We start from the raw sequence: 20,430 nt of genomic DNA on the forward strand, positions 1-20,430 counted from the left end.
ATGCAGTATCTTTGGGCCGGACTGGGATTGCTTTGTGTTGCCATGGCGGCTGTTGGGGTTGTCCTGCCCCTTCTTCCTACGGTGCCTTTTCTTCTGCTTGCCGCGTTTTTCTTCGCCCGCTCATCCTCGCGGCTGCACAATTGGCTTGTGACCCATAACCTTTTTGGGCCACTGATTCTTGATTGGCAAAGCTCCGGCGCCATTCGACCAGCTGCAAAAAAGGCGGCAACCGTCTCGATCGCCGCCGTTTTCGGACTCTCTGTTTTGCTGTCAGCACCGCTTTTCGTGTTGATCATTCAGGCGGTTGTGTTGGGCGGTGTCATGATCTTTATCTGGTCACGGCCTAACGGCTGAGCTTGGCGCACAAGTCGTCCAGCTGATCCAGGTTTTCGTAGGTCAGAACAACTTGTCCCGTTTCCGTTCCGGCCTTGTGATTGATTGACACTTTCATCGCCAGGATCGCGGACAGGTCTTTTTCCAAGGCACGTGTGTCTGCATCCTTTCCGGCATCCAGATTTCTGGAGCGGGGTGCGGAACGTTCGGCACTGCCTTGCTCCTGTTTTTTGACCAAAGCCTCGGTTGCGCGCACCGACAAGCCATCCTTGACGATCTGTTTCGCAAGTTCCGACGGATTTTCCGCCGTAATCAGTGCCCTGGCGTGCCCCGCAGACAATTTACCTTCAATAACAAGAGTTTGCACATCCAACGGCAAGGACAGAAGCCGCAAAAGATTTGCGATGTGGCTGCGGCTTTTGCCCAGGGCCTCGGCAAGCTTTTCCTGCGTGTGACCAAACCGGTCCATCAACTGCTTGTAGCCGGCGGCCTCTTCCACCGCGTTCAGATCCGCGCGTTGGATGTTTTCGATAATCGCAACTTCCAACACTTCCGTATCATCGAAATCACGTACAATAACCGGGATATCATGCAGCTGCGCCATCTGCGCCGCGCGCCAACGGCGTTCCCCCGCGACGATTTCGTATTCATCGGGCCCCGTCGCGCGAACGATCAACGGCTGAATGATACCTTTTTCCTTGACCGACGCTGCCAGTTCGTCCAACTGCTCGGGCATGAATGTCCGGCGCGGCTGATTGGGGTTGGCTTTCAGCTTTTCAATCGGGACTTTCAGATCCGGTCTGCGTGCATCCGTTGAAATCCGGCCTTCTGATTCAGGATTCACATCCGCCATAAGGGCAGACAACCCCCGCCCCAAACCTCTGGACTTTGCTTTCTTGGCGCTCATGTCGCCCTCCTCGTTCCCGCTCAGGCAGCGGTCTTATTGTTCTTGTGCAAGATCTCACGAGCAAGATGCCGGTAGGCCATGGCCCCAAGCGATCCCGAGTCATATTGCAAAACAGGCAGCGCATATGACGGCGCTTCGCTGACCCGCACATTTCTGGGTATTTTCGTTTTAAAGACCATCTCACCCAGATTGTCACGCGCGTCCTTTTCAACCTGACGGGACAAGTTGTTGCGGTTGTCATACATGGTCAACACAATACCTTCGATTCTCAGATCCGGGTTAGCCGTTTGGCGGACCTCTCGAATCGTGAGCATCAGTTGTGAAAGCCCTTCAAGGGCAAAGAACTCGCTCTGCAGCGGAACAAGCACCGAATGCGAAGCAACCATTGCATTCACGGTCAGCAAGTTTAAGGACGGCGGGCAGTCGATAAGCACAAAATCCAGTTCAAACGCATCTATGGCTGGCTGCCTCAAAGCATCATGCAAAAGATAGCTACGTTTTTCGTTGGAGATCAGTTCAATATCGGCGGAACTCAGATCAACGGTCGCCGGAACAACGAAAAGACCTTCGATTTCAGTCTCCTGAACGACGGCCTCCAATGGCGCGTCGTCAAGGATCAGATCATAAGTTGTCCAGTCTCGATCTTCGACACCCAAACCTGTCGAAGCATTCCCCTGCGGGTCAAGGTCAACCACCAGAACCCGACACCCGGATTCGGCCAATCCTGCTGCAAGGTTGATTGCTGTGGTTGTTTTTCCGACCCCGCCCTTCTGATTGGCAACAGCAATTATCCGAGGCCCTGAAGGTCGAGACAAATCAACCACGTGATACTCCATTTATCTTAAGGATAACGGCTTGAGGTTCAGTTAAACTTGTAATCGCCTCAGCCTCGAAATTCCATTCCTCACGTGCGTCTTCCAGCTCTTTTTTCCAATTTGCTCCTTTGGGCAACAACGCTGTCCCGTTGATGTGTAAATGCCTGTCACAAAAGGACAACAGGGTGCGCAAGTTAGCCAGCGCTCGGGCGGAAACTATGTTTGCAGCCAAAGGATCAACCGATTCAATCCTTTTTGAAGTCACCGTGCATTTTATACCGCATTCCCGCGCAACGCTGCGCAAGAAAGCCGATTTCCGCTGGTCGCTCTCGATCATATTGAATGCGGCGCCTGGGTTTTCTTCCGCGGCGATGATGGCGCAGACCATACCCGGGAACCCGCCTCCGCTTCCCAGGTCCGCCCAGGTGTCAAACCTGTCAGCGCACCGATAGACTTGCACCGAATCCAGAATATGCCGGTCCCAGATATGCTCCAAACTGTTCTTCGACACGAGGTTGATCTTAGGATTCCAACGCTTCACCAGATCAACATAGGTCACGAGGCGATCGAATGTTTCACGTGAAACATTCAGGTCTTCAAACTTCGAAAAATCAACCTTCATGCCTGACGAGCTCTTTGATCCCGGCGTAGTTTTGCCAGAACAAGCGTCAGCGCTGCCGGGGTAACGCCCTCGACACGGCTTGCCTGAGCGATATTGGCGGGCTTCGCTTGCGACAGCTTCTGTTTCATCTCCGACGACAGGCCGTCCAAGGCAAAATAGTCGAACTCAAGCGGGATGACATAGGATTCATCCCGCTTCATTGCTTCGACATCCCGCTTTTGTCTGGCAATGTAGTTGGCATACAAGGCGTCCCGCTCGATCTGGAGCCTGATTTTTGGGTCGACGTCCTGCAAATCAGGAACGAGAGGCAACAAATCTTCAAACGAGGTATCAGGGAATGCCAGAATTGCCATCCCATCTCTACGGTTTCCGTCCTGATTAACGTTTATGCCGGCAGCGAGAACTTCCTTGGGTGTGTAAGTGCGTTCCGTCAGCTTTAACTTCACACTCTCAAGTTGGTTCATTTTATCTTCGAACTGAATCTTGCGCCCTTCTCCGACGCACCCCAGCTCCAAACCAAGCGGTGTCAACCGTTGATCAGCATTGTCGGCACGCAGAGATAGCCGGAACTCCGCGCGCGACGTGAACATGCGGTAAGGTTCGGCAACCCCTCGAGTTGTCAAATCGTCGATCATTACGCCAATATAACTGTCGGATCGTGTAAAATGGATGGGCTCCCGCCCTTGGGTCTCCAACGCCGCGTTGAGGCCCGCCACCATGCCCTGAGCCGCGGCTTCCTCATATCCTGTGGTCCCATTTATCTGTCCCGCTAGATATAGTCCGTGAACAGCCGGCAAGGATAAGGAAGCGCTCAGGACACGCGGATCAACATAGTCGTATTCGATTGCATATCCCGGTTGCAGAATTTCTGCATTTTCCAAGCCTTTGATTGACCGCACATAGTCCAGCTGAACATCCTGGGGCAGAGATGTCGATATGCCGTTCGGATAGATTGTGTGGTCGTTGATCCCTTCGGGTTCAAGGAAGATTTGATGCGATTCCTTGTCGGCGAAGCGTACGATCTTGTCTTCGATCGAAGGGCAATAACGCGGGCCTACCCCATCGATGTGACCGCCATACATGGCAGATTTCGAAAGATTTTCCGCAATGATCTCATGCGTTCGCGCATTTGTATGTGTAATTCCGCAAGAAATCTGGGGCGCGACAACGGATTTCGACATGAAAGAAAACAGGGTTGGCTCATCGTCGCCGTCCTGCCTTTCAAGATCGGACCAATCAATGCTCCGCCCGTCCAGACGCGGCGGTGTGCCGGTTTTCAATCGCCCCATAGGAAGATCGTATCCATCCAACCGCTCAGCCAATTTGATGGAGGGCCGATCCCCCATTCTCCCGCCTGGGCGAGACACGTCACCGATATGGATGACGCCCCTTAGAAACGTACCGGACGTCAGAATAACGGCGCGGGCGGAAAGTTCTGATCCATCGGAAAGAACAACACCTGCAACCTTTTCGCCGTTCATCAGGAAATCGACAACCTCGCCAACAACGACGGACAGGTTATCCTGCTTCTCCGTTACCTGTTGCATAGCAAGACGATAAAGGGCGCGATCCGCCTGCGCTCTCGGCCCCTGAACGGCGGGCCCCTTTCGACGGTTCAATAATCGAAACTGAATGCCGGCCTGATCCGCCACGCGACCCATGACGCCATCCAAGGCGTCGATCTCACGCACAAGATGGCCTTTCCCCAAACCGCCAATCGCTGGATTGCAGGACATGACGCCAATGTCCGTTGCAGACAGCGTCACCAACGCCGTTGTAGCGCCCATTCTGGCTGATGCATGAGCGGCCTCGGTTCCGGCATGACCTGCGCCGATGACGATGACATCAAACTTCGAATGTTTCACGTGAAACACTCCTTATTTTCCCAAACAGAAGCTGGAGAAGATTTCATCCAACAGAGTTTCCACGTCTATTCTGCCCACCAGGGATTCAAGGGCGCGAATGGCGGTTCTCAGCTCCTCTGCTGCGATATCATACAGGTCTGGGCCTGATTCCAGAACCGAGATTGCAGATGTGAGTGAGTCCAATGCTCTGGTGATTGCAATGCGGTGACGTTCCCGAGTTGCAATACCATGGGCAGTGGTTCGCTGACGCAGAACACACGATATATCGTCTACTAACGCATCTATTCCCTGGCCTGTTTTCCCTGACACACCCTTTTCCCCGATCCCCCGAAGGTCTGCTTTGGGCAAAACATGTATATCATCTTCCCGCATCTCCACCCCTAGGTCCTTCGGTGTTTCAGACAGGAAAACGCGAAGATCGGCGGCCTCCGCTCTGCTGCGCGCTAGCTCGATACCCAGGTTTTCGACATGATCTTCGGTCTCTCGCAGCCCTGCCGTATCCAGCAAGGTCACCGGTAATCCAGCCAGATCCATTCGAACTTCGATCACATCACGCGTGGTTCCAGCATATTCCGAAGTAATGGCCGCCTCACGGCCTGCCAAGGCATTCAAAAGGGTGGATTTTCCCGCATTTGGAAGGCCGACGATCGCAACCTCGAACCCTGAACGAATTCGCTCGGCAATCTTGACTCCATCTGCCTCGCGATGAAGGTCCGACATGACGCCCTGGATCAGCTCGCGCACTTCCGGCGTGACATCGGTTGGAACTTCTTCATCGGCAAAATCGATGACAGCCTCCAACAGGGACGCAGCCCGTATCAAATCCCGACGCCACCGTTCAGCCAATGTGCCCAGCTCACCCGCCAGAATGGTCTGAGCCTGCTTCCGTTGTGCTTCCGTTTCTGCATCGATTAGATCGGCCAGGCCTTCAACCTGAGTCAGGTCCATCTTGCCGTTTTCCAGCGCTCGGCGTGTGAACTCACCCGGTTCAGCGATGCGCAACCCTTCTGTATCCGACAGGCAGCGCAGAACGGCGTTGACAGAGGCGGTGCTTCCATGAATCTGAAGCTCGGCCACGTCCTCACCGGTAAAACTGGCCGGAGCCTGGAAGGTCAAGACCAATCCGTCGTCCAAACGTGCTCCGCCATGATCGGTCAGAGTGCGCAGGACCATGCCACGCTTTGGCAGCGCTCCACCCGTCAGGCGCGCCGCTGCTGAATGGGAATTCGGACCCGAGAGGCGGATGACCGCCACCCCGGCTTTGCCCTGCGCGCTGGCCAAGGCGAATATCGTATCCATTCGAAGGCCTCGCTAGAGTTAAAGACCAATGTCAGGTGTTCATGGAATCGAAGAATTCGCTGTTTGTCTTTGTCTGCTTCAACTTGGACAACAAGAACTCGATTGCGTCGGTCGTGCCCATCGGGTTGAGGATACGCCGCAGAACGAAGGTCTTGGCCAGATCACCCTTGTCGACCAGAAGATCCTCTTTCCGCGTGCCGGATTTGAGGATGTCGATGGCCGGGAACACACGCTTGTCTGCGATCTTGCGATCCAGAACGATTTCCGAGTTACCAGTACCTTTGAATTCTTCAAAGATGACCTCGTCCATCCGGCTGCCGGTATCGATCAGTGCGGTCGCGATGATGGTCAGCGAACCACCCTCTTCAATGTTCCGCGCCGCGCCAAAGAAACGCTTGGGCCGTTGCAGGGCGTTTGCGTCCACACCGCCGGTCAGAACTTTACCCGAGGATGGGACCACTGTGTTAAATGCCCTACCAAGTCTTGTGATCGAATCAAGAAGAATAACAACATCTCGTTTATGTTCGACCAAACGCTTGGCTTTTTCGATGACCATTTCCGACACGGCCACGTGGCGCGTCGCGGGTTCATCAAAGGTCGAGGATACCACCTCGCCCTTCACTGAACGCTGCATGTCAGTGACTTCTTCCGGGCGTTCGTCGATCAGCAGGACGATCAGGTAGCATTCCGGGTGGTTGCGCTCGATCGAATGCGCGATGTTTTGCAGGATCACCGTCTTACCGGTGCGCGGCGGCGCCACGATCAACGACCGCTGGCCCTTGCCGATCGGCGCTACCAGGTCGATCACCCGTGCGGACTTGTCCTTGATGGTCGGATCCTCGATCTCCATCTTCAGCCGCTCATCCGGATAAAGCGGCGTCAGGTTGTCGAACAGGATCTTATGCTTGGCCTTTTCCGGGTCTTCGAAGTTGATCTTGGTCACCTTCGTCAGCGCGAAATAGCGCTCATTCTCATCCGGGGCTTTGATCTCGCCTTCCACGGTATCCCCTGTCCGCAATGAGTGCTGGCGGATCATCTCGGGTGAGACATAGATGTCATCCGGGCCGGGCAGATAGTTCGCCTCGGGCGAGCGCAGGAAGCCGAAACCGTCCTGAAGCACTTCAAGCACGCCATCGCCACCAACGGTCCAGCCTTCATCTGCGCGTTCGCGCAGGATCTGGAACATCATCTCGCCCTTGCGCATGGTCGAGGCGTTTTCGATCTCCAGCTCTTCGGCCATCGCCAGAAGGTCTTTGGGGCTTTTGGCTTTCAGATCAGCAAGATTCAGGGATTCGGTTGTCATGATATATACCTTCACCGCTCACAGCGCGGCACGAAGTGGAATTTCAGTATGGAAGATACGCCGCCCGGACGGGCGTGTTGACCCCTACATAAGCGCAGTGCGGTGCGGAGTCAAACAGGCCCTCAGAACTTCAGAACGACCGCCAGAACGATGGCAACCATCAAAACGGTCGGGACCTCGTTCATCATGCGAAACTGCCGCCCACTGAGCGTGTTTCGCCCTTCCAGGAAATCCTTGCGTCGCGCCATCAACCAGTGATGAAACCATGTCATGCCGATCACGGCGGCGCCCTTGACCCAGGGCCAGCTCCAGTCCCACCCCACGATGCCCGGCGTAAACACCATGATCAAACCACAAACCCAGGCAACGATCATCGCCGGTCTCATGATCACACGCAGCAGCTTTTCTTCCATTTCAAAGAAAATGTCCTGTGCGCCTTCTACGGCCTGTGCCTTTTCGACGTGATAGACAAACAACCTGGGCAGATAGAACAGGCCCGCCATCCACGAAATCACCGCCATGATATGGAGCGATTTCACCCATGGGTACAAAGTGAACAGAAGATCGGTCATTTCGGCTCCGGGCGTTGTTCGGGACCCTCCCTAATAAAAAAATAAGAAAAGAAAAAGGATGATGGTTTTGTAGGGTGAGTAAAATCCGTGGATTACTTTTTTACACAAGTGTTTTCCCCAGGTGGACAGAACACGGATTTTTTCATGTGATTCTGTTGGTGGATATTTTTATCATTTAAAATCAATTATTTATTATCAGTATTCCTTGTTCCACTTGGGGATAACTAGTAGGAGAATTTGGGATATCGGGCTTTTCCAGAGAAACTGACTTATCCTTGTCCGGACGGGATGGGATTTGAGCGACTCGGGGATCTCTGGCGCGAAATCCCCGGGGTTGCGTGTCAACTGGAAAACCATACAAAGCACCCCTGAACTCTCAATGATTTGCGCACGGGGTTTTCCACATGTCTGTCCCCATTCTTCTTGCTTCCGGGTCTGCCATTCGCGCGCAGCTGCTTGAAAATGCAGGCGTACCGTTTGTGGTTCAAACCGCGCGCGTGGATGAAGAGACGGCCAAACGCGCTCTGCTGGCTGAAAACGCATCTCCACGGGACATTGCCGACACACTCGCAGAAATGAAGGCCCGGAAGGTCAGTGACAAAAACCCCGGTGCCATAGTCCTAGGATGCGATCAGGTTCTGGATTTTGACGGTCAGCTGATGTCAAAGCCGGAAACCCCCGAACAGGCGTTGGCTCAGCTGAAAGCCATGCGTGGCAAGCGTCACATGCTTTTGTCCGCAGCGGTGATCTATCAGAATGCTCAGCCGGTCTGGCGGCATGTGGGGCAGGTACGATTGCGGATGCGGGCCAGTTCCGACGCCTATCTGAAGGATTACGTGGCGCGAAACTGGGACAGTATCCGCCACGCCGTCGGAGGCTACAAGCTGGAGGAAGAAGGTGTCCGCCTGTTCGCCACCATTGACGGCGACTATTTTAACGTTTTGGGTATGCCCCTGTTGGAGCTGCTCAACTTTCTGGCTGTCAAAGGGGTAATCGATCAATGACGGACTATCGGGTTCCTTTGGCCGGTGTGATTGGACATCCCATTGGTCACTCACGATCCCCCAAACTGCATGGTCATTGGCTGAAGACATACGGTCTTGCCGGTCATTACATCCCGATGGATGTCGCCACCGCCGACCTGGAAATTGTGTTGCGCACCCTGCCCAAGGCGGGTTTTGTCGGCGCCAATGTGACCGTTCCCCACAAGGTAGCCGCCCTGAAGATCGCGGATCATGCGTCTGACCGTGCGACGGTGATAGGTGCGGCGAACACTCTGGTGTTTCGTGAAGATGGCTCGATCCACGCGGATAACACTGACGGGTACGGGTTCATGGAGAATCTTCGCACCGGTGCGCCGGACTGGAATGCAAAGGACGGGCCGGCTGTTGTCTTCGGGGCCGGAGGGGCCGCGCGCGCCGTGTTGCAGGCATTGTCTGACGCGGGTGTTCCGGAAATCCTGCTGACCAACCGAACTCGCGCCCGTGCGGATCATCTGAAAGAGGAATTCGGTCAACGTATCCACGTGGTGGATTGGGTTCAGGCCGGAAATGTCATCGAAAACGCAGAACTCGTGGTGAACACCACTTCGTTGGGCATGCAAGGCCAACCGGAATTGCGGGTTCCGCTTGACGGGTTGCAGCCCGGTGCCGTGGTGACGGATCTGGTTTATGCGCCATTGAAAACCCGCCTGTTGCAAACCGCTGAACAGGCTGGATGCACCGCAGTCGATGGGCTGGGCATGTTGTTGCATCAGGCTGTGCCCGGTTTCGAACGCTGGTTCGGCGTGCGCCCCGAAGTTGATGCTGATGCACGTGCGGCGGCCTTGGCATGAGTTTTGCGCTTGGCCTGACCGGTTCGATCGGCATGGGGAAAAGCACAACGGCAGAGATGTTCGTCGAAGAAGGTTGTGCCTTGTGGGATGCGGACGCGGCGGTGCATCGCCTGTATTCCAGGGGGGGCGCGGCCGTTGGCCCCATGGAACGATTGTTTCCGTCGGCCATTCAGGACGGTGCGGTCAACCGGGAGGCGCTGAAACAGATAATTGCCGCCGATCCTGCTGCGCTGAAGGCCATCGAAGCCATCGTCCACCCTCTGGTCGCTGCTGACCGCGCAGCATTTCGTGAAGCCGCGACAAACGACATCCTGGTGTTCGACATTCCGCTTTTGTTTGAAACGGGCGGTGACGTGGCGATGGACGCGGTGGCTTGTGTTTCGATCCCGGCCAACGAGCAAAAGCGGCGTGTCATGGAACGGGGCACAATGACCGAGGCGCAGTTCGAGCAAATCCGAGCCAAGCAGATGCCGAATGAAGAAAAATGCGCGCGGTCGGATTACGTCATCGTGACCGACGCTCTGGACCACGCCCGCGCGCAGGTGCAGGATGTGGTCAGGCAGATACGGGCGGGGATGGCAGATGCGTGAAATTGTACTCGACACCGAAACCACGGGTTTCGATCCCGAAAGCGGTGATCGGATCGTGGAAATCGGCGCCGTTGAACTGTGGAACCACGTCGCAACGGGTGAGACGTATCACGTCTACATCAACCCCGAACGTTCGATGCCGGAAGAGGCATTTGGCGTGCATGGCATCGGCCCGGACCTGTTGGAAAACCCACGTCCGCCGGAAAAGGGTGAAGTGACGCTGAAAGACAAACCGGTTTTTGCCAAGATCGGTCACGCTTTTCGCGAATTCGTCGGCGATGCGCGGCTGGTGATCCACAATGCATCTTTCGACATGAAGTTCCTGAATGCCGAACTGAAATGGATGGGTGCCCCGCTCATCCCGATGGAACAGGCGCTGGATACGCTGGCGATTGCGCGCAAACGGTTTCCCGGTTCGCCGGCCTCACTGGATGCGCTTTGCCGTCGCTTCAATATCGACAACTCGAACCGTGTGCTGCACGGCGCGTTGCTCGACTCTGAAATCCTGGCCGAGGTTTATCTTGAGCTGATCGGAGGACGACAGCCCGATTTTGGACTGTCAACATCTGCATCATCCGTGGCAGGCGGCGGCGATGATTGGCGACCGGCACCACGAGCAACGCCACTGCCGTCTCGTATTACCGAGGATGAACGCGCGGCACATGATGCATTCATAGAAAAACTGGGCGACAATGCCCTATGGACCCGCACCTGACCCTGTCAGGCACGGGCCAAACCCTCAGGCATCTGTCTTCTGGGACTGTTCGGCCTGACGACGCATCAGTTCGTTGCGGTACAGGGCGACGAAATCGATATTGTCCAGATTCACCGGTGGGAAACCGCCGTCGCGGGTGATGTCGCTGACGATGCGGCGCAGGAACGGGAACAGCATCCGCGGGCATTCGATCATCAGGAACGGGTGCAACTGGTCTTCCGGCACACCTTCCACGTGGAACAGGCCGCAATAGTCCAGTTCACACAGGAACAGAACATCTTCCAAGCCTTTGGCTTTGGATGTCAGGTTCAGCTTGATCGACACTTCGAACTGGTGGTCAGCCGGGCGCTTCTTGGCGTCAAGATTCACCTGAACCGCGATTTCGGGCTGTACGTCACCGGAAACACCCTTCTGGGCCATCACGTTCTCAAAGGACATGTCGCGGATGAACTGCCCCAGAACACGCATCTGAACTTGCGGGGCGGCTTTGGCCGCAGTGTTTTCTGCAGCTTTTTCTTCGGCCATGGATCTACTCCAAAAATGAAATTCGCCACTGCTTATCAAGTTGGGCGCGGCACCTCAATGCCGGTGGGGGCCTTCCACCCATTTAGACGGCTTTGACGGATCATTTTTCGGGCGGACCTCGGTAAAGTCACCATCTATGATGTCACCCTGATCGAACGGATTTCCCCGAGACTGAAAACCGGGGCCTTGGCCCATCTGAAACTGGGTAACGGTAACTTTCGATCTGAGATACCTGAAAACCGCAACCCGCACGCCGGGAACAAGCAACGCAAATCCAATGGCATCAGTAAAGAATCCCGGTGTAAGCAACAAAGCGCCCGACAACAGGATCATCGCACCATGAGCCAGCGGCTCGGTCGGGTCGTCCAGTTCGGCAAACGACCGTTGCAGGTTTCCCAACGCCATGCGACCTTGTGTCCGCACCAAAACAGTGCCCAAAACCGCCGTCAGCACTACGATGGCAAGGGTTGGCCACAAGCCGATCAACCCGCCAACCTGAATAAACAGCGCGATCTCGATGATGGGCACCAACAAAAATGCCAAGAACAGATACATTTGCGTTATCCTTTCCCTTAGGCCGGGCTGTGGACTTGCCACCTACGGTCACCTACATAGTGGCATGAGGCCGCGTATACAAAGCCGCGGTTCTGAAAAGAGGATGAAATGAACGAACCCATGATCCAGTTGCTGGTCCTGGCCGGAATTGCCGTTTTCCTGATCCTGCGCCTCAAGAGCGTGTTGGGCACGCGTGAAGGTTTTGAGAAACCGCCTGTGCAGCAGCAGCCCGAAGCGCATAAGTCGCGCCGCGATTTCGAAGTGATCGAAGGCGGCCCGGATCATGACATCACAGACCATGTCCCGGAAGACAGCGAGCTGGCACAGACGCTGGCGGCGATGAAACGCGTTGAACCCGGTTTTTCCGTCACCGAGTTTGTTCAGGGTGCGCGCGGTGCCTATGAAATGATCGTGATGGGGTTTGAGAAGGGCAACCTGGACGAGATCCAGCCATTCCTGTCGGAAGAAGTTTTTGAATCCTTCGTTGCGGGCGTCGCCGCACGAGAAGATCAGGGCCTGACGATCGAGGCCGAGTTTATCGGTGTCCGAGAGACGACCCTGACGGATGTGAAATTCGACAAGGATACCAATCAGGCCGAGATCACCATGAAATTCGTCGGTGAACTGACATCGGTCGTGCGGGATCGCGGTGGGGATATCGTCGAAGGCAGCCCCAACACCGTGAAACGCCAAAAGGACAGCTGGACCTTTGCCCGTGTGATGGGCAAGGACGACCCGAACTGGCTGCTTGTTGCCACGGACGCATGATTGCCACGCTCCGGTCGCTTTTACTGGTGGGTGCAATGACCACTACCAGCGCTGCCGGGGCCGAGGCAACGCGATCCATTCTGTCGTTCGATGATCTGCGTGGCTGGGCCGAGGATGACCACGGTGCAGCCCTGTCAGTTTTTCTGAACACCTGCGGGGATCTGAAGGATCCCGATTGGCGGGCCCTGTGCGGTGTGGCAAGAACCTATGATGCCGAAGCGGCACGGTCGTTCTTTGAGCTCTTTTTTCGCCCTGTTCTGGTCGAGGATGGTGAGGATGCCCTGTTCACGGGGTATTTCGAACCCGAACTTGATGGTGCACGTACCCGGACGGATCGTTTCAAATACCCCATCTACAAAATGCCGCCCGAGGCCCGCGCTGAGGGGCCCTGGCTGAGCCGACGAGAAATCCTGACCGGCGATGTCATGCAGGGCCGCGGGCTTGAGATTGCCTGGGTCGATGACCCCGTAGAGTTGTTTTTTCTGCAAATCCAGGGTTCGGGCCGCGTTCGATTGCCAGATGGCGGCGCTTTGCGCGTCGGGTATGGCGGTGCGAACGGGCATCCCTATAGGTCAATTGGCGTGGAACTGGTGCGGCGCGGCATTCTTGGCGCGCATGAGGTCAGCGCCCAGATGATCCGCGCCTGGGTGCGCAAGAACCCCGAGGCTGGCGCGGAATTGCTGTTCCACAACCCATCATACGTGTTTTTCCGCGAAGTTTCACGTGTCGCGCCTGAGCTTGGGCCGTTGGGCGCCATGAACCGATCTGTCACGACGATGCGCAGCATTGCGGCTGATCCCGCCTATACCCCATTGGGTGCGCCGGTGTGGGTGGAAAAGGACGGCAAGGAACCGATCCGCCGCCTGATGATCGCGCAGGATACAGGTGCGGCCATCAAAGGCGCGCAGCGGGCCGATATCTTTTTCGGAACGGGGGACGAAGCCGGTCAGGCCGCGGGCAAGCTGAAGGATCCCGGTCGGATGGTGCTGTTGCTGCCCATCCAGCGTGCCTATGCCCTGCTGCCGGATGAATTCTGATGACCCGGCGCAAACTGACAAGCGAAGAGATCGAGCTGTGGCGCAAGGTCGCCAAACAGGCCGAGAGGCTGCACCCGGAAATCCCGCAGACGATCCATCCGACCTCTTTGCCGAAACCCAAGCCCAAGAAAACCCCGAAACCCCGTTTTCAGGCATTCGAACTTGGACAGACCCATCAGTCGAAACCGAAACCGAACAACCTGAAGCCCACGGTGACGGATGCGTTGCGCAATGCACCGGTTCAGATGGACAACAAGGCCTTTGGCCGGATGAAGCGCGGCAAGCTGAAACCCGAAGGCAAGCTGGATCTGCACGGTATGCGGGTGGCTTCGGCCCATCCCGCGCTGATCCGATTCATCCTGAGCGCGCAAGCACAGGGTAAGCGTCTGGTTTTGGTCGTGACCGGCAAAGGCAAGGATCGGGACGAGCCCGGTCCGATTCCGACGCCGCGAGGTGTTCTGCGAAATCAGGTTCCTCACTGGTTGTCGATCCCACCGCTGGCCCAGGCGGTGTTGCAGGTCACGCCGGCTCATATAAGCCACGGCGGAGACGGGGCGTATTACGTGTATCTCAGGCGGGTGCGTTAAAGGTCGCGACACGCGCGGGAAATACCGACCCAAACAAGGCTGCATACCAGCACGAAGAGCAGGCCAATCCAGAAAAACTGAATGCTCAGCGGGATACCAAGGTCAATCAGAACGCCGGTCAGACCTGGGCCGATGGCTGACCCCAGTACCATGACAGCCGCAGCCAGCGCCTTGATGGCCCCGATATGCCGGGTCCCATAGAATTCTGCCCAGAACGCGCTGGGCAACGTGCTGTTCGCTCCGACCGTCAGGCCAAGAAACACCAACCCAATCGTCGCGCCGCTGATTGATTCAGTCATGCCCAAAACCACAAACCCAACCGCCATCGGAAGCTGATAGAATGGCATGATGCGCGCAGTGCCCCATTTGTCCAATGCCCAGCCCGCAGCAAACATCGACAGCAGTGATACTCCGGTAAAGATCGGGAACAGAGCGACCAGTTGGATATGCTGCCAGCCTTTGACCTCGGCGAAATAGACCTGATGGAAGAAAAACGCGGTTATGAATGCCGATGGCGCAAGCACGGCGGGCACCATGAACCAGAACAAGGGGTTAAACAGCGCGTCGCGACGGCTCCAGTGGCGACCCTGCATCCCAATGGCAGAGGATTCGCTGGCAAGGCTTTGCGGTGTTCGTTCCTCGCGCAACAGACGCATCAACACAGGAATTCCCAAGGCAGTCATCCCTGCCGCGACGACCCACAGCCAACGCCAGTCCAGGTAAACCATGGCTGCAACAAAGATCAGGGGCAGCAGGGCCTCACCGATGGCATAGCCGATGGATGCAATGGAAAGCGCCTTGCCCCGCGTGACCGTAAACCACCGCGCCATGGCGACCGCGGCCAGATGTGTGCTCATCCCCTGACCCAGCAGGCGCAACAGAAAAATCACCACTGGCAACAGGAGCAGCCAGGTATTCAGCGCCATGGCAAGGGCGGCTAGGGCCAACCCAGCCAGAACCGCCGGACCCAGCACCCGGACGCGAAAGATATCCGTCAGCCCTCCGGCCCAAATCATCACGATGGCCGACAGGGTTGTGCCCAATGTGTATAGCCCACCCCACGCACCGTGGCCGAGGCCGAATTCCGCGCGGATTTCACCGGCAAAGATCGAGATGAAGAATGTCTGCCCGAAGCTGGATAAAAACGTCAGAAGAACGCCGGCGCCAAGCCAGGTGGCATTGTCCAGAAGATACCGACGCAGCTTGAACCGCGTCACGGAGTGGTAACCTGTGCCTGCCCAGTTTCCGTCAGAACAATTTCAGTGGCCCCGTCTGGATTGCGCTCGCTGGGTGGCACCAGAATATCAATGGTCGGTCGATCTTCCCGCCCGAAGGTATTGTTGACACGCCGCAACGAGTTGAGGATCGACAATAAAGCCGGAGAGGTCGCGGCAACGAAATGCGAGGATGCCGCGTCACTGTTGAAAGCAGTCGTGTCGATCACGCTGATCGGGAATTCCTCGAGCGAGTCAACCGAACTGATGTTCCCCAACCGCTGGCCCTCATCCGTGCCACGCAAGCGGCCCGAGATGTTCAGGATCTTGTCCTTTTGCGACACCATTACGATGAACGGATCGGGGGGGTTGTCGATACGTTTCATCTGCGAGCGAAACAGATCAAGATCAAGATCAGGCGAGATCAGAACGACCCCTTCGATGTTTCGCTTGGCCCAGCCGGGTTCCTGCAATTCGGTTTGCCGCATCATCTCCATCGTCAACGCACCGCCCATGGAATGCGCGACCAGAATAACGCGTTTGACACCCATGGCTTTCAGTTCGCGGATGGTCTGTTCCAACCCGTCGCGGGCGAACAGCATACTGTCCAGATCATAGGCGTATCCATAGCCCGTCGCGCGGCTGGGCCAGGAATACACCAGCGTTGATCCGGGGAGGCCGATGTCATGTGTTAGCTGCGCCGCGCGGAAGATCGTTTCGGTCTGAGTCGAATTGTAGCCGTGCACAAAGATAGTGACGTCATCCTGTCCTCGCAGGTGTTTGCGCAGCCCCTGCGGTCCATCCAACTCGGTCACGTCTGCCAGAACGAATTCTTTCCGCGGATTCGGGTTCGCGTAGGAGAAGCGGAGCGTACCCGGAGTATGCGTGGGTGGAATAGAAACCGTCGTTTCCAGGAACCTGAGTGTTTCGCCGCGTCGGAATCCATAGGATCCATCAGCCTCACGCGCGCGGGTCGTGCTTGCGAAGATGGTTTCAGGTGTTCCGATGTTCACGGCACCGGGCACGACCTCGGACACCGTCCGGTCGACACAGGCGTTGAGCGAAAGGGATATGAACAGAATGACGAAGTATCGCAGCACGGGCCAGACCTCGGGGTGACTTGTGCACACGCTAGCCTATTCCTGCGCGACGTCCAGCATGGCAAGACCAAAACAACGGCAAAAAACGGCTGGCCGTGTTACAAAACGTAACGGCTCAGATCAGAGGACTTGGTCAATTCACCAAGATTGTCGCTGACGAACTGTGCATCAACGGTGATCTCTGAACCGGCTTTGTCCGGTGCAGCGAAAGACAGTTCTTCGAAAACCCGCTCCATGACGGTATAGAGCCGCCGCGCGCCGATGTTTTCGATGCTCTGGTTCACGTCAGCCGCAATCTTCGCCAACGCCGCGATGCCGTCCTCGGTAAAGCTGACGGTCACGTCCTCGGTGCCCATCAACGCCGTGTATTGCAAGGTCAGGGCATTGTCGGTTTCGGTCAGGATGCGCACGAAGTCTTCTTCGGTCAGGGCGCGCAGTTCGACGCGGATCGGCAGGCGCCCTTGCAATTCCGGCAACAGATCCGACGGTTTGGCGATATGAAACGCACCCGAGGCGATGAACAGGATATGATCCGTTTTGACCGGGCCATGCTTGGTGCTGACGGTGGTTCCCTCGATCAAGGGCAGAAGGTCGCGCTGCACGCCTTCGCGGCTGACATCGCCGCCGCGTGCGTCAGAGCGGGCGCAGACCTTGTCGATCTCATCCAGAAATACGATGCCATTCTGTTCGACGGAGTCCAGCGCGGTTCGGGTGACGGTTTCATCATCCAGCAGCTTGTCGGCCTCTTCCCCGATCAGCGCATCATAGCTTTCGGCGACGGTCATGCGTTTCTTTACCGTCCGTCCGCCAAAGGCCTTGCCGAAAATGTCGCCCAGATTCATCATGCCCATCTGACCGCCCGGCTGCCCCGGAATGTCGAACATCGGCATCGGGTTCGAGGTGTCGGACAGTTCCAGTTCGATCACCGTGTCGTCCAGTTCGCCGGCTTTCAGCTTTTTGCGGAACATCTCGCGCGTGCCTTCGCGCGCATCCGCGCCTGCTATGGCTTCGATCACCCGATCTTCGGCAGCCTGATGTGCCTTGGCCTTGACGTCTTCGCGCATGAACTCGCGGGTTTGCAGGATGGCCGCATCTGCCAGATCGCGCACGATCTGTTCCACATCACGACCGACATATCCGACCTCGGTGAACTTGGTGGCCTCGACCTTGATAAACGGTGCGCGGGCCAGTTTGGCCAGACGGCGACTGATTTCGGTCTTGCCGACGCCGGTGGGGCCGATCATCAGGATGTTCTTGGGATAGACTTCTTCCCGGATGTCGTCCGGCAATTGCTTGCGGCGCCAGCGATTGCGCAGGGCGACGGCCACGGCGCGCTTGGCGTCCTTCTGCCCGATGATGAAGCGATCCAGTTCCGAGACAATCTCGCGCGGGGTCAGGTCGGTCAAAGGGCAGTCCTTTCGGTCGGCATTTGTGTCATGCGGCTTAGGTAATCACCGCGCGGGCGAAAACAACCAAGCCTGTATTCATGGCCGCGTTGGTTAGCAATGCCGGCTCAGGTTTGCAAATGCTTTGCTTGGGGAATGCGCGAACCCTCTGCTACAGTGATTTCAAGGGTTTGAGGGTCAGGAGCGTAAGACATGACAAATATTGCCAAGATTACCCTTCTGTTTGTGGTGTTTGTGGATCTGATCGGACAGGGGCTGGTCTTTCCGATCATCAACTCGCTGATCATGGAAACGAAATCCGGGTTTCTGCCCGAAAACACGCCCGAGGGGCGCAGGCATTTCTATTACGGCCTCGTGATCGGGTGCTTTTTCCTGTCCTGGTTTTTGGGCGTTGTCTATGTTTCGAAAGTATCGGATTCGATCGGGCGCAAGAACGCTTTGCTGGTGTGCCTGGGCGGTGCTCTGGCCGGGTATGCCCTGACCATTGCCGCGCTTTATCTCAACAGCCTTCTTCTGCTGATCGTCGGGCGTTCGATCACCGGATTTACTGCGGGCAACCAACCCATTGCGCAAGCGGCGATGATCGACGGCAGCACCGACGCGACAGACCGGGACCGGAACATGGGCTATATCGTGACAGGCGTCAGCTTTGGCCTTGTGGGCGGGCCGATCATCGGCGCGGTCTTGTCTGACGCCGCCCTGCTGGGCGGTTTCGCCACGCTGAGAACGCCTTTTTACGGCGCATTTGTCCTTGTGCTGATTGCAATCTTTCTGGTCCTGTTTTTCTTCCAGGATACCCGAACGGATCGCGCGCCCTTTGTCTTCCGTCCCCGTGACATAACAGACAGCCTGATGGCGGTGCGTGGTCATCCGATGGTGTTGAAGATCCTGCCGGTCTATTCGTTCTTCATGATCGCCAATGTCACCTTCTACGTCTTTGTCGACAATTTCCTGACCAGCGCCTTCGGATACGGAGTCATCGGCGGCAGTATGGCGATGGTCGTCATCGGTGTGGCGCTGGCCTTCTCCAGCACGTTCCTGGTGAAACCCGCGCAAGAGAAATTCAGCAAACATGCGATAATCCACACGTCACTCATCGTCATGGTGATCTGCGGTTTCGCGTTCGCCTTCAGCCCAAGCGGCGTGTTCAGTTATGTGCCGGTCTTTTTCTTCTATTTCCTGTTCGGAATCGCCTACCCCACCATGCTTGGGCTGTTCTCTTCCAGCGTCAGCGAAGCGGATCAAGGCTGGGTCATGGGTGTGACCACTGCCGTGTTCTGCCTTGCGGGCGGGATCATGTCGCTGATCGGGGGCGGATTGATGAGCATCGATATCCGCGTGCCCTACTACATCGTGATCATCGCAGCGATCATTGGCCTGATCGGCATGCATCGCCGCTGGAAAGGCAAGGAGATCTCGGCGCTGTTAGCCTGAGATCGTCTCAACCGTCAGATTACCATTGGTATAGACACAGATATCGGCCGCGATGGCCATTGCCTGACGCGCGACCTCTTCCGCCGACTTGTCACTGTCCATCATCGCGCGGGCAGCGGCCAGGGCAAAATTGCCCCCGGACCCGATGGCAGCCACGTTGTGTTCAGGTTCCAGCACGTCACCCGCCCCGGTGATCACGAACATGTCCTTGCCGTCCGTGACGATCAGCATCGCTTCGAGCTTTTGCAGGTATTTGTCGGTACGCCAGTCTTTGGCCAATTCCACAGAAGCACGGGCAAGTTGGCCCGGTGTCGCCTCGAGCTTGGCCTCCAGCCGTTCCAGCAAGGTGAAGGCGTCGGCCGTCGACCCGGCAAAGCCGGCGACAACTTCGGACCCTCCGGGGGACAGGCGACGCACCTTGCGGGCCGTGCCCTTGATCACGGTTTGACCCAGGCTGACCTGCCCATCACCGGCTATGACGATCTGACCGTCCTTCTTGACGCCAATGATCGTCGTGCCGTGCCAACCGGGAAAGTCGTTGTCTGCCATGATCGTCTCCGTTTTCGCTGGCGGTATATATGGGCTGGGTCGCAGGTTGGCGCAACCCGTTCTTCAATTGCCTAAAAGATATGCAAAAAACGCATTCCGGGGTTACCAGACCAGCAATTGTGAGTCCGGGCATGCAGGACTACATGGGGCTTACAACCGACAACGGGTCGGCTGTTTCTTCACAAAGGACCGCGCACATGGCAACCACAGCTAACATTCATGCGCCGCTCGGAGCAGCTACCATCCTGCACGTAGTGGACGCGTTCACCAATGTCGTCAACACCGTTGTCGAATGGAAAGAATCCCGCAAAACCCGCAAACTCCTGTCGGAACTCAGCGACGCCCAGCTTGACGATATCGGCCTGAGCCGCGCAGACATCGCCGATCTCTGATGTTCCCG

At 56.6% G+C, this 20,430-nt stretch carries 23 protein-coding genes; 10 read left to right on the top strand and 13 right to left on the bottom strand.

From position 1 onward, the window contains the following. A complete protein-coding gene (locus GOW56_RS16045; RefSeq protein ID WP_152459608.1) occupies positions 1 to 354 on the top strand; it encodes a YbaN family protein in 354 nt (117 codons plus the stop codon). Here the strand turns inward: GOW56_RS16045 and GOW56_RS16050 are convergent. The 7 genes from GOW56_RS16050 to GOW56_RS16080 form a co-directional block, all read right to left on the bottom strand. Beyond that, entirely contained in the window at positions 344 to 1,240 is an 897-nt protein-coding gene (locus tag GOW56_RS16050; protein ID WP_171116711.1) for a ParB/RepB/Spo0J family partition protein, read from the bottom strand. The genes GOW56_RS16045 and GOW56_RS16050 overlap by 11 nt on opposite strands. Before the next feature lie 20 nt (positions 1,241 to 1,260). Beyond that, the gene (locus GOW56_RS16055; protein ID WP_152459610.1) at positions 1,261 to 2,064 is read right to left on the bottom strand and encodes a ParA family protein; all 804 of its coding nucleotides are present in this window, start codon (positions 2,062 to 2,064) and stop codon (positions 1,261 to 1,263) included. Continuing rightward, the gene (rsmG, locus tag GOW56_RS16060; RefSeq protein WP_171206498.1) at positions 2,057 to 2,677 is read right to left on the bottom strand and encodes a 16S rRNA (guanine(527)-N(7))-methyltransferase RsmG; all 621 of its coding nucleotides are present in this window, start codon (positions 2,675 to 2,677) and stop codon (positions 2,057 to 2,059) included. The genes GOW56_RS16055 and rsmG overlap by 8 nt, the downstream gene beginning before the upstream one ends. Then, positions 2,674 to 4,542 carry a tRNA uridine-5-carboxymethylaminomethyl(34) synthesis enzyme MnmG gene (gene mnmG / locus GOW56_RS16065; RefSeq protein WP_171206499.1) on the bottom strand — a complete coding sequence of 623 codons (1,869 nt, stop codon included), beginning with the start codon at positions 4,540 to 4,542 and terminating at the stop codon, positions 2,674 to 2,676. Before mnmG ends, rsmG begins: the two co-directional genes overlap by 4 nt. A gap of 12 nt (positions 4,543 to 4,554) precedes the next feature. Beyond that, entirely contained in the window at positions 4,555 to 5,841 is a 1,287-nt protein-coding gene (gene mnmE / locus GOW56_RS16070) for a tRNA uridine-5-carboxymethylaminomethyl(34) synthesis GTPase MnmE (protein ID WP_171206500.1), read from the bottom strand. 31 nt (positions 5,842 to 5,872) lie between these two features. Beyond that, the gene (gene rho, locus GOW56_RS16075; protein ID WP_152459614.1) at positions 5,873 to 7,144 is read right to left on the bottom strand and encodes a transcription termination factor Rho; all 1,272 of its coding nucleotides are present in this window, start codon (positions 7,142 to 7,144) and stop codon (positions 5,873 to 5,875) included. Positions 7,145 to 7,266: 122 nt separating this feature from the next. After that, entirely contained in the window at positions 7,267 to 7,716 is a 450-nt protein-coding gene (locus GOW56_RS16080; RefSeq protein ID WP_171171524.1) for a CopD family protein, read from the bottom strand. A 404-nt stretch (positions 7,717 to 8,120) separates the two neighbouring features. Here GOW56_RS16080 and GOW56_RS16085 point away from each other — a divergent pair, with 404 nt between their 5' ends. Genes GOW56_RS16085 through dnaQ form a run of 4 tightly spaced genes read left to right on the top strand, consistent with a single transcriptional unit; the run spans position 8,121 to position 10,855 of the window. Beyond that, on the top strand, positions 8,121 to 8,720 hold the full coding sequence (locus GOW56_RS16085) for a nucleoside triphosphate pyrophosphatase (protein ID WP_171171526.1): 600 nt from the start codon (positions 8,121 to 8,123) through the stop codon (positions 8,718 to 8,720). After that, a complete protein-coding gene (locus tag GOW56_RS16090; protein WP_171206501.1) occupies positions 8,717 to 9,550 on the top strand; it encodes a shikimate dehydrogenase in 834 nt (277 codons plus the stop codon). Before GOW56_RS16085 ends, GOW56_RS16090 begins: the two co-directional genes overlap by 4 nt. Further along, positions 9,547 to 10,140, top strand: a complete 594-nt coding sequence (gene coaE, locus GOW56_RS16095; protein ID WP_171206502.1) for a dephospho-CoA kinase — start codon at positions 9,547 to 9,549, stop codon at positions 10,138 to 10,140. Before GOW56_RS16090 ends, coaE begins: the two co-directional genes overlap by 4 nt. After that, positions 10,133 to 10,855 (top strand): DNA polymerase III subunit epsilon, encoded by a 723-nt coding sequence (gene dnaQ, locus GOW56_RS16100; protein ID WP_152459619.1) that lies wholly within the window; start codon positions 10,133 to 10,135, stop codon positions 10,853 to 10,855. Before coaE ends, dnaQ begins: the two co-directional genes overlap by 8 nt. A gap of 24 nt (positions 10,856 to 10,879) precedes the next feature. Here dnaQ and secB read toward each other — a convergent pair whose 3' ends face one another. Continuing rightward, positions 10,880 to 11,380, bottom strand: a complete 501-nt coding sequence (gene secB / locus GOW56_RS16105; RefSeq protein WP_152459620.1) for a protein-export chaperone SecB — start codon at positions 11,378 to 11,380, stop codon at positions 10,880 to 10,882. Between the two features lie 54 nt (positions 11,381 to 11,434). Continuing rightward, a complete protein-coding gene (locus GOW56_RS16110) occupies positions 11,435 to 11,935 on the bottom strand; it encodes an FxsA family protein (protein ID WP_152459621.1) in 501 nt (166 codons plus the stop codon). Positions 11,936 to 12,043: 108 nt separating this feature from the next. Between GOW56_RS16110 and GOW56_RS16115 the strand changes: the two genes are divergently transcribed. From GOW56_RS16115 to GOW56_RS16125, 3 genes are read left to right on the top strand one after another with little or no spacing between them, the layout of a single operon-like run. Further along, a complete protein-coding gene (locus tag GOW56_RS16115; protein ID WP_152459622.1) occupies positions 12,044 to 12,703 on the top strand; it encodes a Tim44/TimA family putative adaptor protein in 660 nt (219 codons plus the stop codon). Next, positions 12,700 to 13,740: a murein transglycosylase A gene (locus GOW56_RS16120; protein WP_171206503.1), complete on the top strand. Its 1,041-nt coding sequence runs from the start codon at positions 12,700 to 12,702 to the stop codon at positions 13,738 to 13,740. Before GOW56_RS16115 ends, GOW56_RS16120 begins: the two co-directional genes overlap by 4 nt. After that, complete coding sequence (locus tag GOW56_RS16125; protein WP_171206504.1) at positions 13,740 to 14,327, top strand: Smr/MutS family protein; 588 nt, start codon at positions 13,740 to 13,742, stop codon at positions 14,325 to 14,327. The genes GOW56_RS16120 and GOW56_RS16125 overlap by 1 nt, the downstream gene beginning before the upstream one ends. Here the strand turns inward: GOW56_RS16125 and GOW56_RS16130 are convergent. From GOW56_RS16130 to hslU, 3 genes are all read right to left on the bottom strand, one after another. Beyond that, a complete protein-coding gene (locus tag GOW56_RS16130; RefSeq protein ID WP_171206505.1) occupies positions 14,324 to 15,544 on the bottom strand; it encodes an MFS transporter in 1,221 nt (406 codons plus the stop codon). The genes GOW56_RS16125 and GOW56_RS16130 overlap by 4 nt on opposite strands. Next, a complete protein-coding gene (locus GOW56_RS16135; protein ID WP_171206541.1) occupies positions 15,541 to 16,641 on the bottom strand; it encodes an alpha/beta fold hydrolase in 1,101 nt (366 codons plus the stop codon). The genes GOW56_RS16130 and GOW56_RS16135 overlap by 4 nt, the downstream gene beginning before the upstream one ends. 98 nt (positions 16,642 to 16,739) lie before the next feature. Next, positions 16,740 to 18,047: an ATP-dependent protease ATPase subunit HslU gene (gene hslU, locus GOW56_RS16140; RefSeq protein WP_171116680.1), complete on the bottom strand. Its 1,308-nt coding sequence runs from the start codon at positions 18,045 to 18,047 to the stop codon at positions 16,740 to 16,742. A 192-nt stretch (positions 18,048 to 18,239) separates the two neighbouring features. Between hslU and GOW56_RS16145 the strand changes: the two genes are divergently transcribed. Next, positions 18,240 to 19,481: an MFS transporter gene (locus GOW56_RS16145; RefSeq protein WP_171116678.1), complete on the top strand. Its 1,242-nt coding sequence runs from the start codon at positions 18,240 to 18,242 to the stop codon at positions 19,479 to 19,481. On the opposite strand, the gene hslV is transcribed toward GOW56_RS16145, so the two are convergent. Beyond that, the gene (hslV, locus tag GOW56_RS16150; protein WP_152459628.1) at positions 19,473 to 20,030 is read right to left on the bottom strand and encodes an ATP-dependent protease subunit HslV; all 558 of its coding nucleotides are present in this window, start codon (positions 20,028 to 20,030) and stop codon (positions 19,473 to 19,475) included. The two genes, GOW56_RS16145 and hslV, sit on opposite strands and share 9 nt — an antisense overlap. Positions 20,031 to 20,227: 197 nt before the next feature. Between hslV and GOW56_RS16155 the strand changes: the two genes are divergently transcribed. Next, a complete protein-coding gene (locus GOW56_RS16155) occupies positions 20,228 to 20,422 on the top strand; it encodes a DUF1127 domain-containing protein (RefSeq protein ID WP_152459629.1) in 195 nt (64 codons plus the stop codon). Positions 20,423 to 20,430: the final 8 nt, after the last annotated feature.

The sequence above is a fragment of the Ruegeria sp. HKCCA0235A genome, from assembly GCF_013033235.1.
GTDB lineage: Bacteria > Pseudomonadota > Alphaproteobacteria > Rhodobacterales > Rhodobacteraceae > Ruegeria.

Excerpts from the sequence above, each read along its gene's own strand:
- GOW56_RS16045 (WP_152459608.1), top strand. The coding sequence starts at position 1 with ATGCAGTATCTTTGGGCCGGACTGGGATTGCTTTGTGTTGCCATGGCG.
- GOW56_RS16050 (WP_171116711.1), bottom strand. The coding sequence starts at position 1,240 with ATGAGCGCCAAGAAAGCAAAGTCCAGAGGTTTGGGGCGGGGGTTGTCT.
- rsmG (WP_171206498.1), bottom strand. The coding sequence starts at position 2,677 with ATGAAGGTTGATTTTTCGAAGTTTGAAGACCTGAATGTTTCACGTGAA.
- mnmE (WP_171206500.1), bottom strand. The coding sequence starts at position 5,841 with ATGGATACGATATTCGCCTTGGCCAGCGCGCAGGGCAAAGCCGGGGTG.
- rho (WP_152459614.1), bottom strand. The coding sequence starts at position 7,144 with ATGACAACCGAATCCCTGAATCTTGCTGATCTGAAAGCCAAAAGCCCC.
- GOW56_RS16080 (WP_171171524.1), bottom strand. The coding sequence starts at position 7,716 with ATGACCGATCTTCTGTTCACTTTGTACCCATGGGTGAAATCGCTCCAT.
- GOW56_RS16085 (WP_171171526.1), top strand. The coding sequence starts at position 8,121 with ATGTCTGTCCCCATTCTTCTTGCTTCCGGGTCTGCCATTCGCGCGCAG.
- GOW56_RS16090 (WP_171206501.1), top strand. The coding sequence starts at position 8,717 with ATGACGGACTATCGGGTTCCTTTGGCCGGTGTGATTGGACATCCCATT.
- coaE (WP_171206502.1), top strand. The coding sequence starts at position 9,547 with ATGAGTTTTGCGCTTGGCCTGACCGGTTCGATCGGCATGGGGAAAAGC.
- dnaQ (WP_152459619.1), top strand. The coding sequence starts at position 10,133 with ATGCGTGAAATTGTACTCGACACCGAAACCACGGGTTTCGATCCCGAA.
- secB (WP_152459620.1), bottom strand. The coding sequence starts at position 11,380 with ATGGCCGAAGAAAAAGCTGCAGAAAACACTGCGGCCAAAGCCGCCCCG.
- GOW56_RS16110 (WP_152459621.1), bottom strand. The coding sequence starts at position 11,935 with ATGTATCTGTTCTTGGCATTTTTGTTGGTGCCCATCATCGAGATCGCG.
- GOW56_RS16115 (WP_152459622.1), top strand. The coding sequence starts at position 12,044 with ATGAACGAACCCATGATCCAGTTGCTGGTCCTGGCCGGAATTGCCGTT.
- GOW56_RS16120 (WP_171206503.1), top strand. The coding sequence starts at position 12,700 with ATGATTGCCACGCTCCGGTCGCTTTTACTGGTGGGTGCAATGACCACT.
- GOW56_RS16125 (WP_171206504.1), top strand. The coding sequence starts at position 13,740 with ATGACCCGGCGCAAACTGACAAGCGAAGAGATCGAGCTGTGGCGCAAG.
- GOW56_RS16145 (WP_171116678.1), top strand. The coding sequence starts at position 18,240 with ATGACAAATATTGCCAAGATTACCCTTCTGTTTGTGGTGTTTGTGGAT.
- hslV (WP_152459628.1), bottom strand. The coding sequence starts at position 20,030 with ATGGCAGACAACGACTTTCCCGGTTGGCACGGCACGACGATCATTGGC.
- GOW56_RS16155 (WP_152459629.1), top strand. The coding sequence starts at position 20,228 with ATGGCAACCACAGCTAACATTCATGCGCCGCTCGGAGCAGCTACCATC.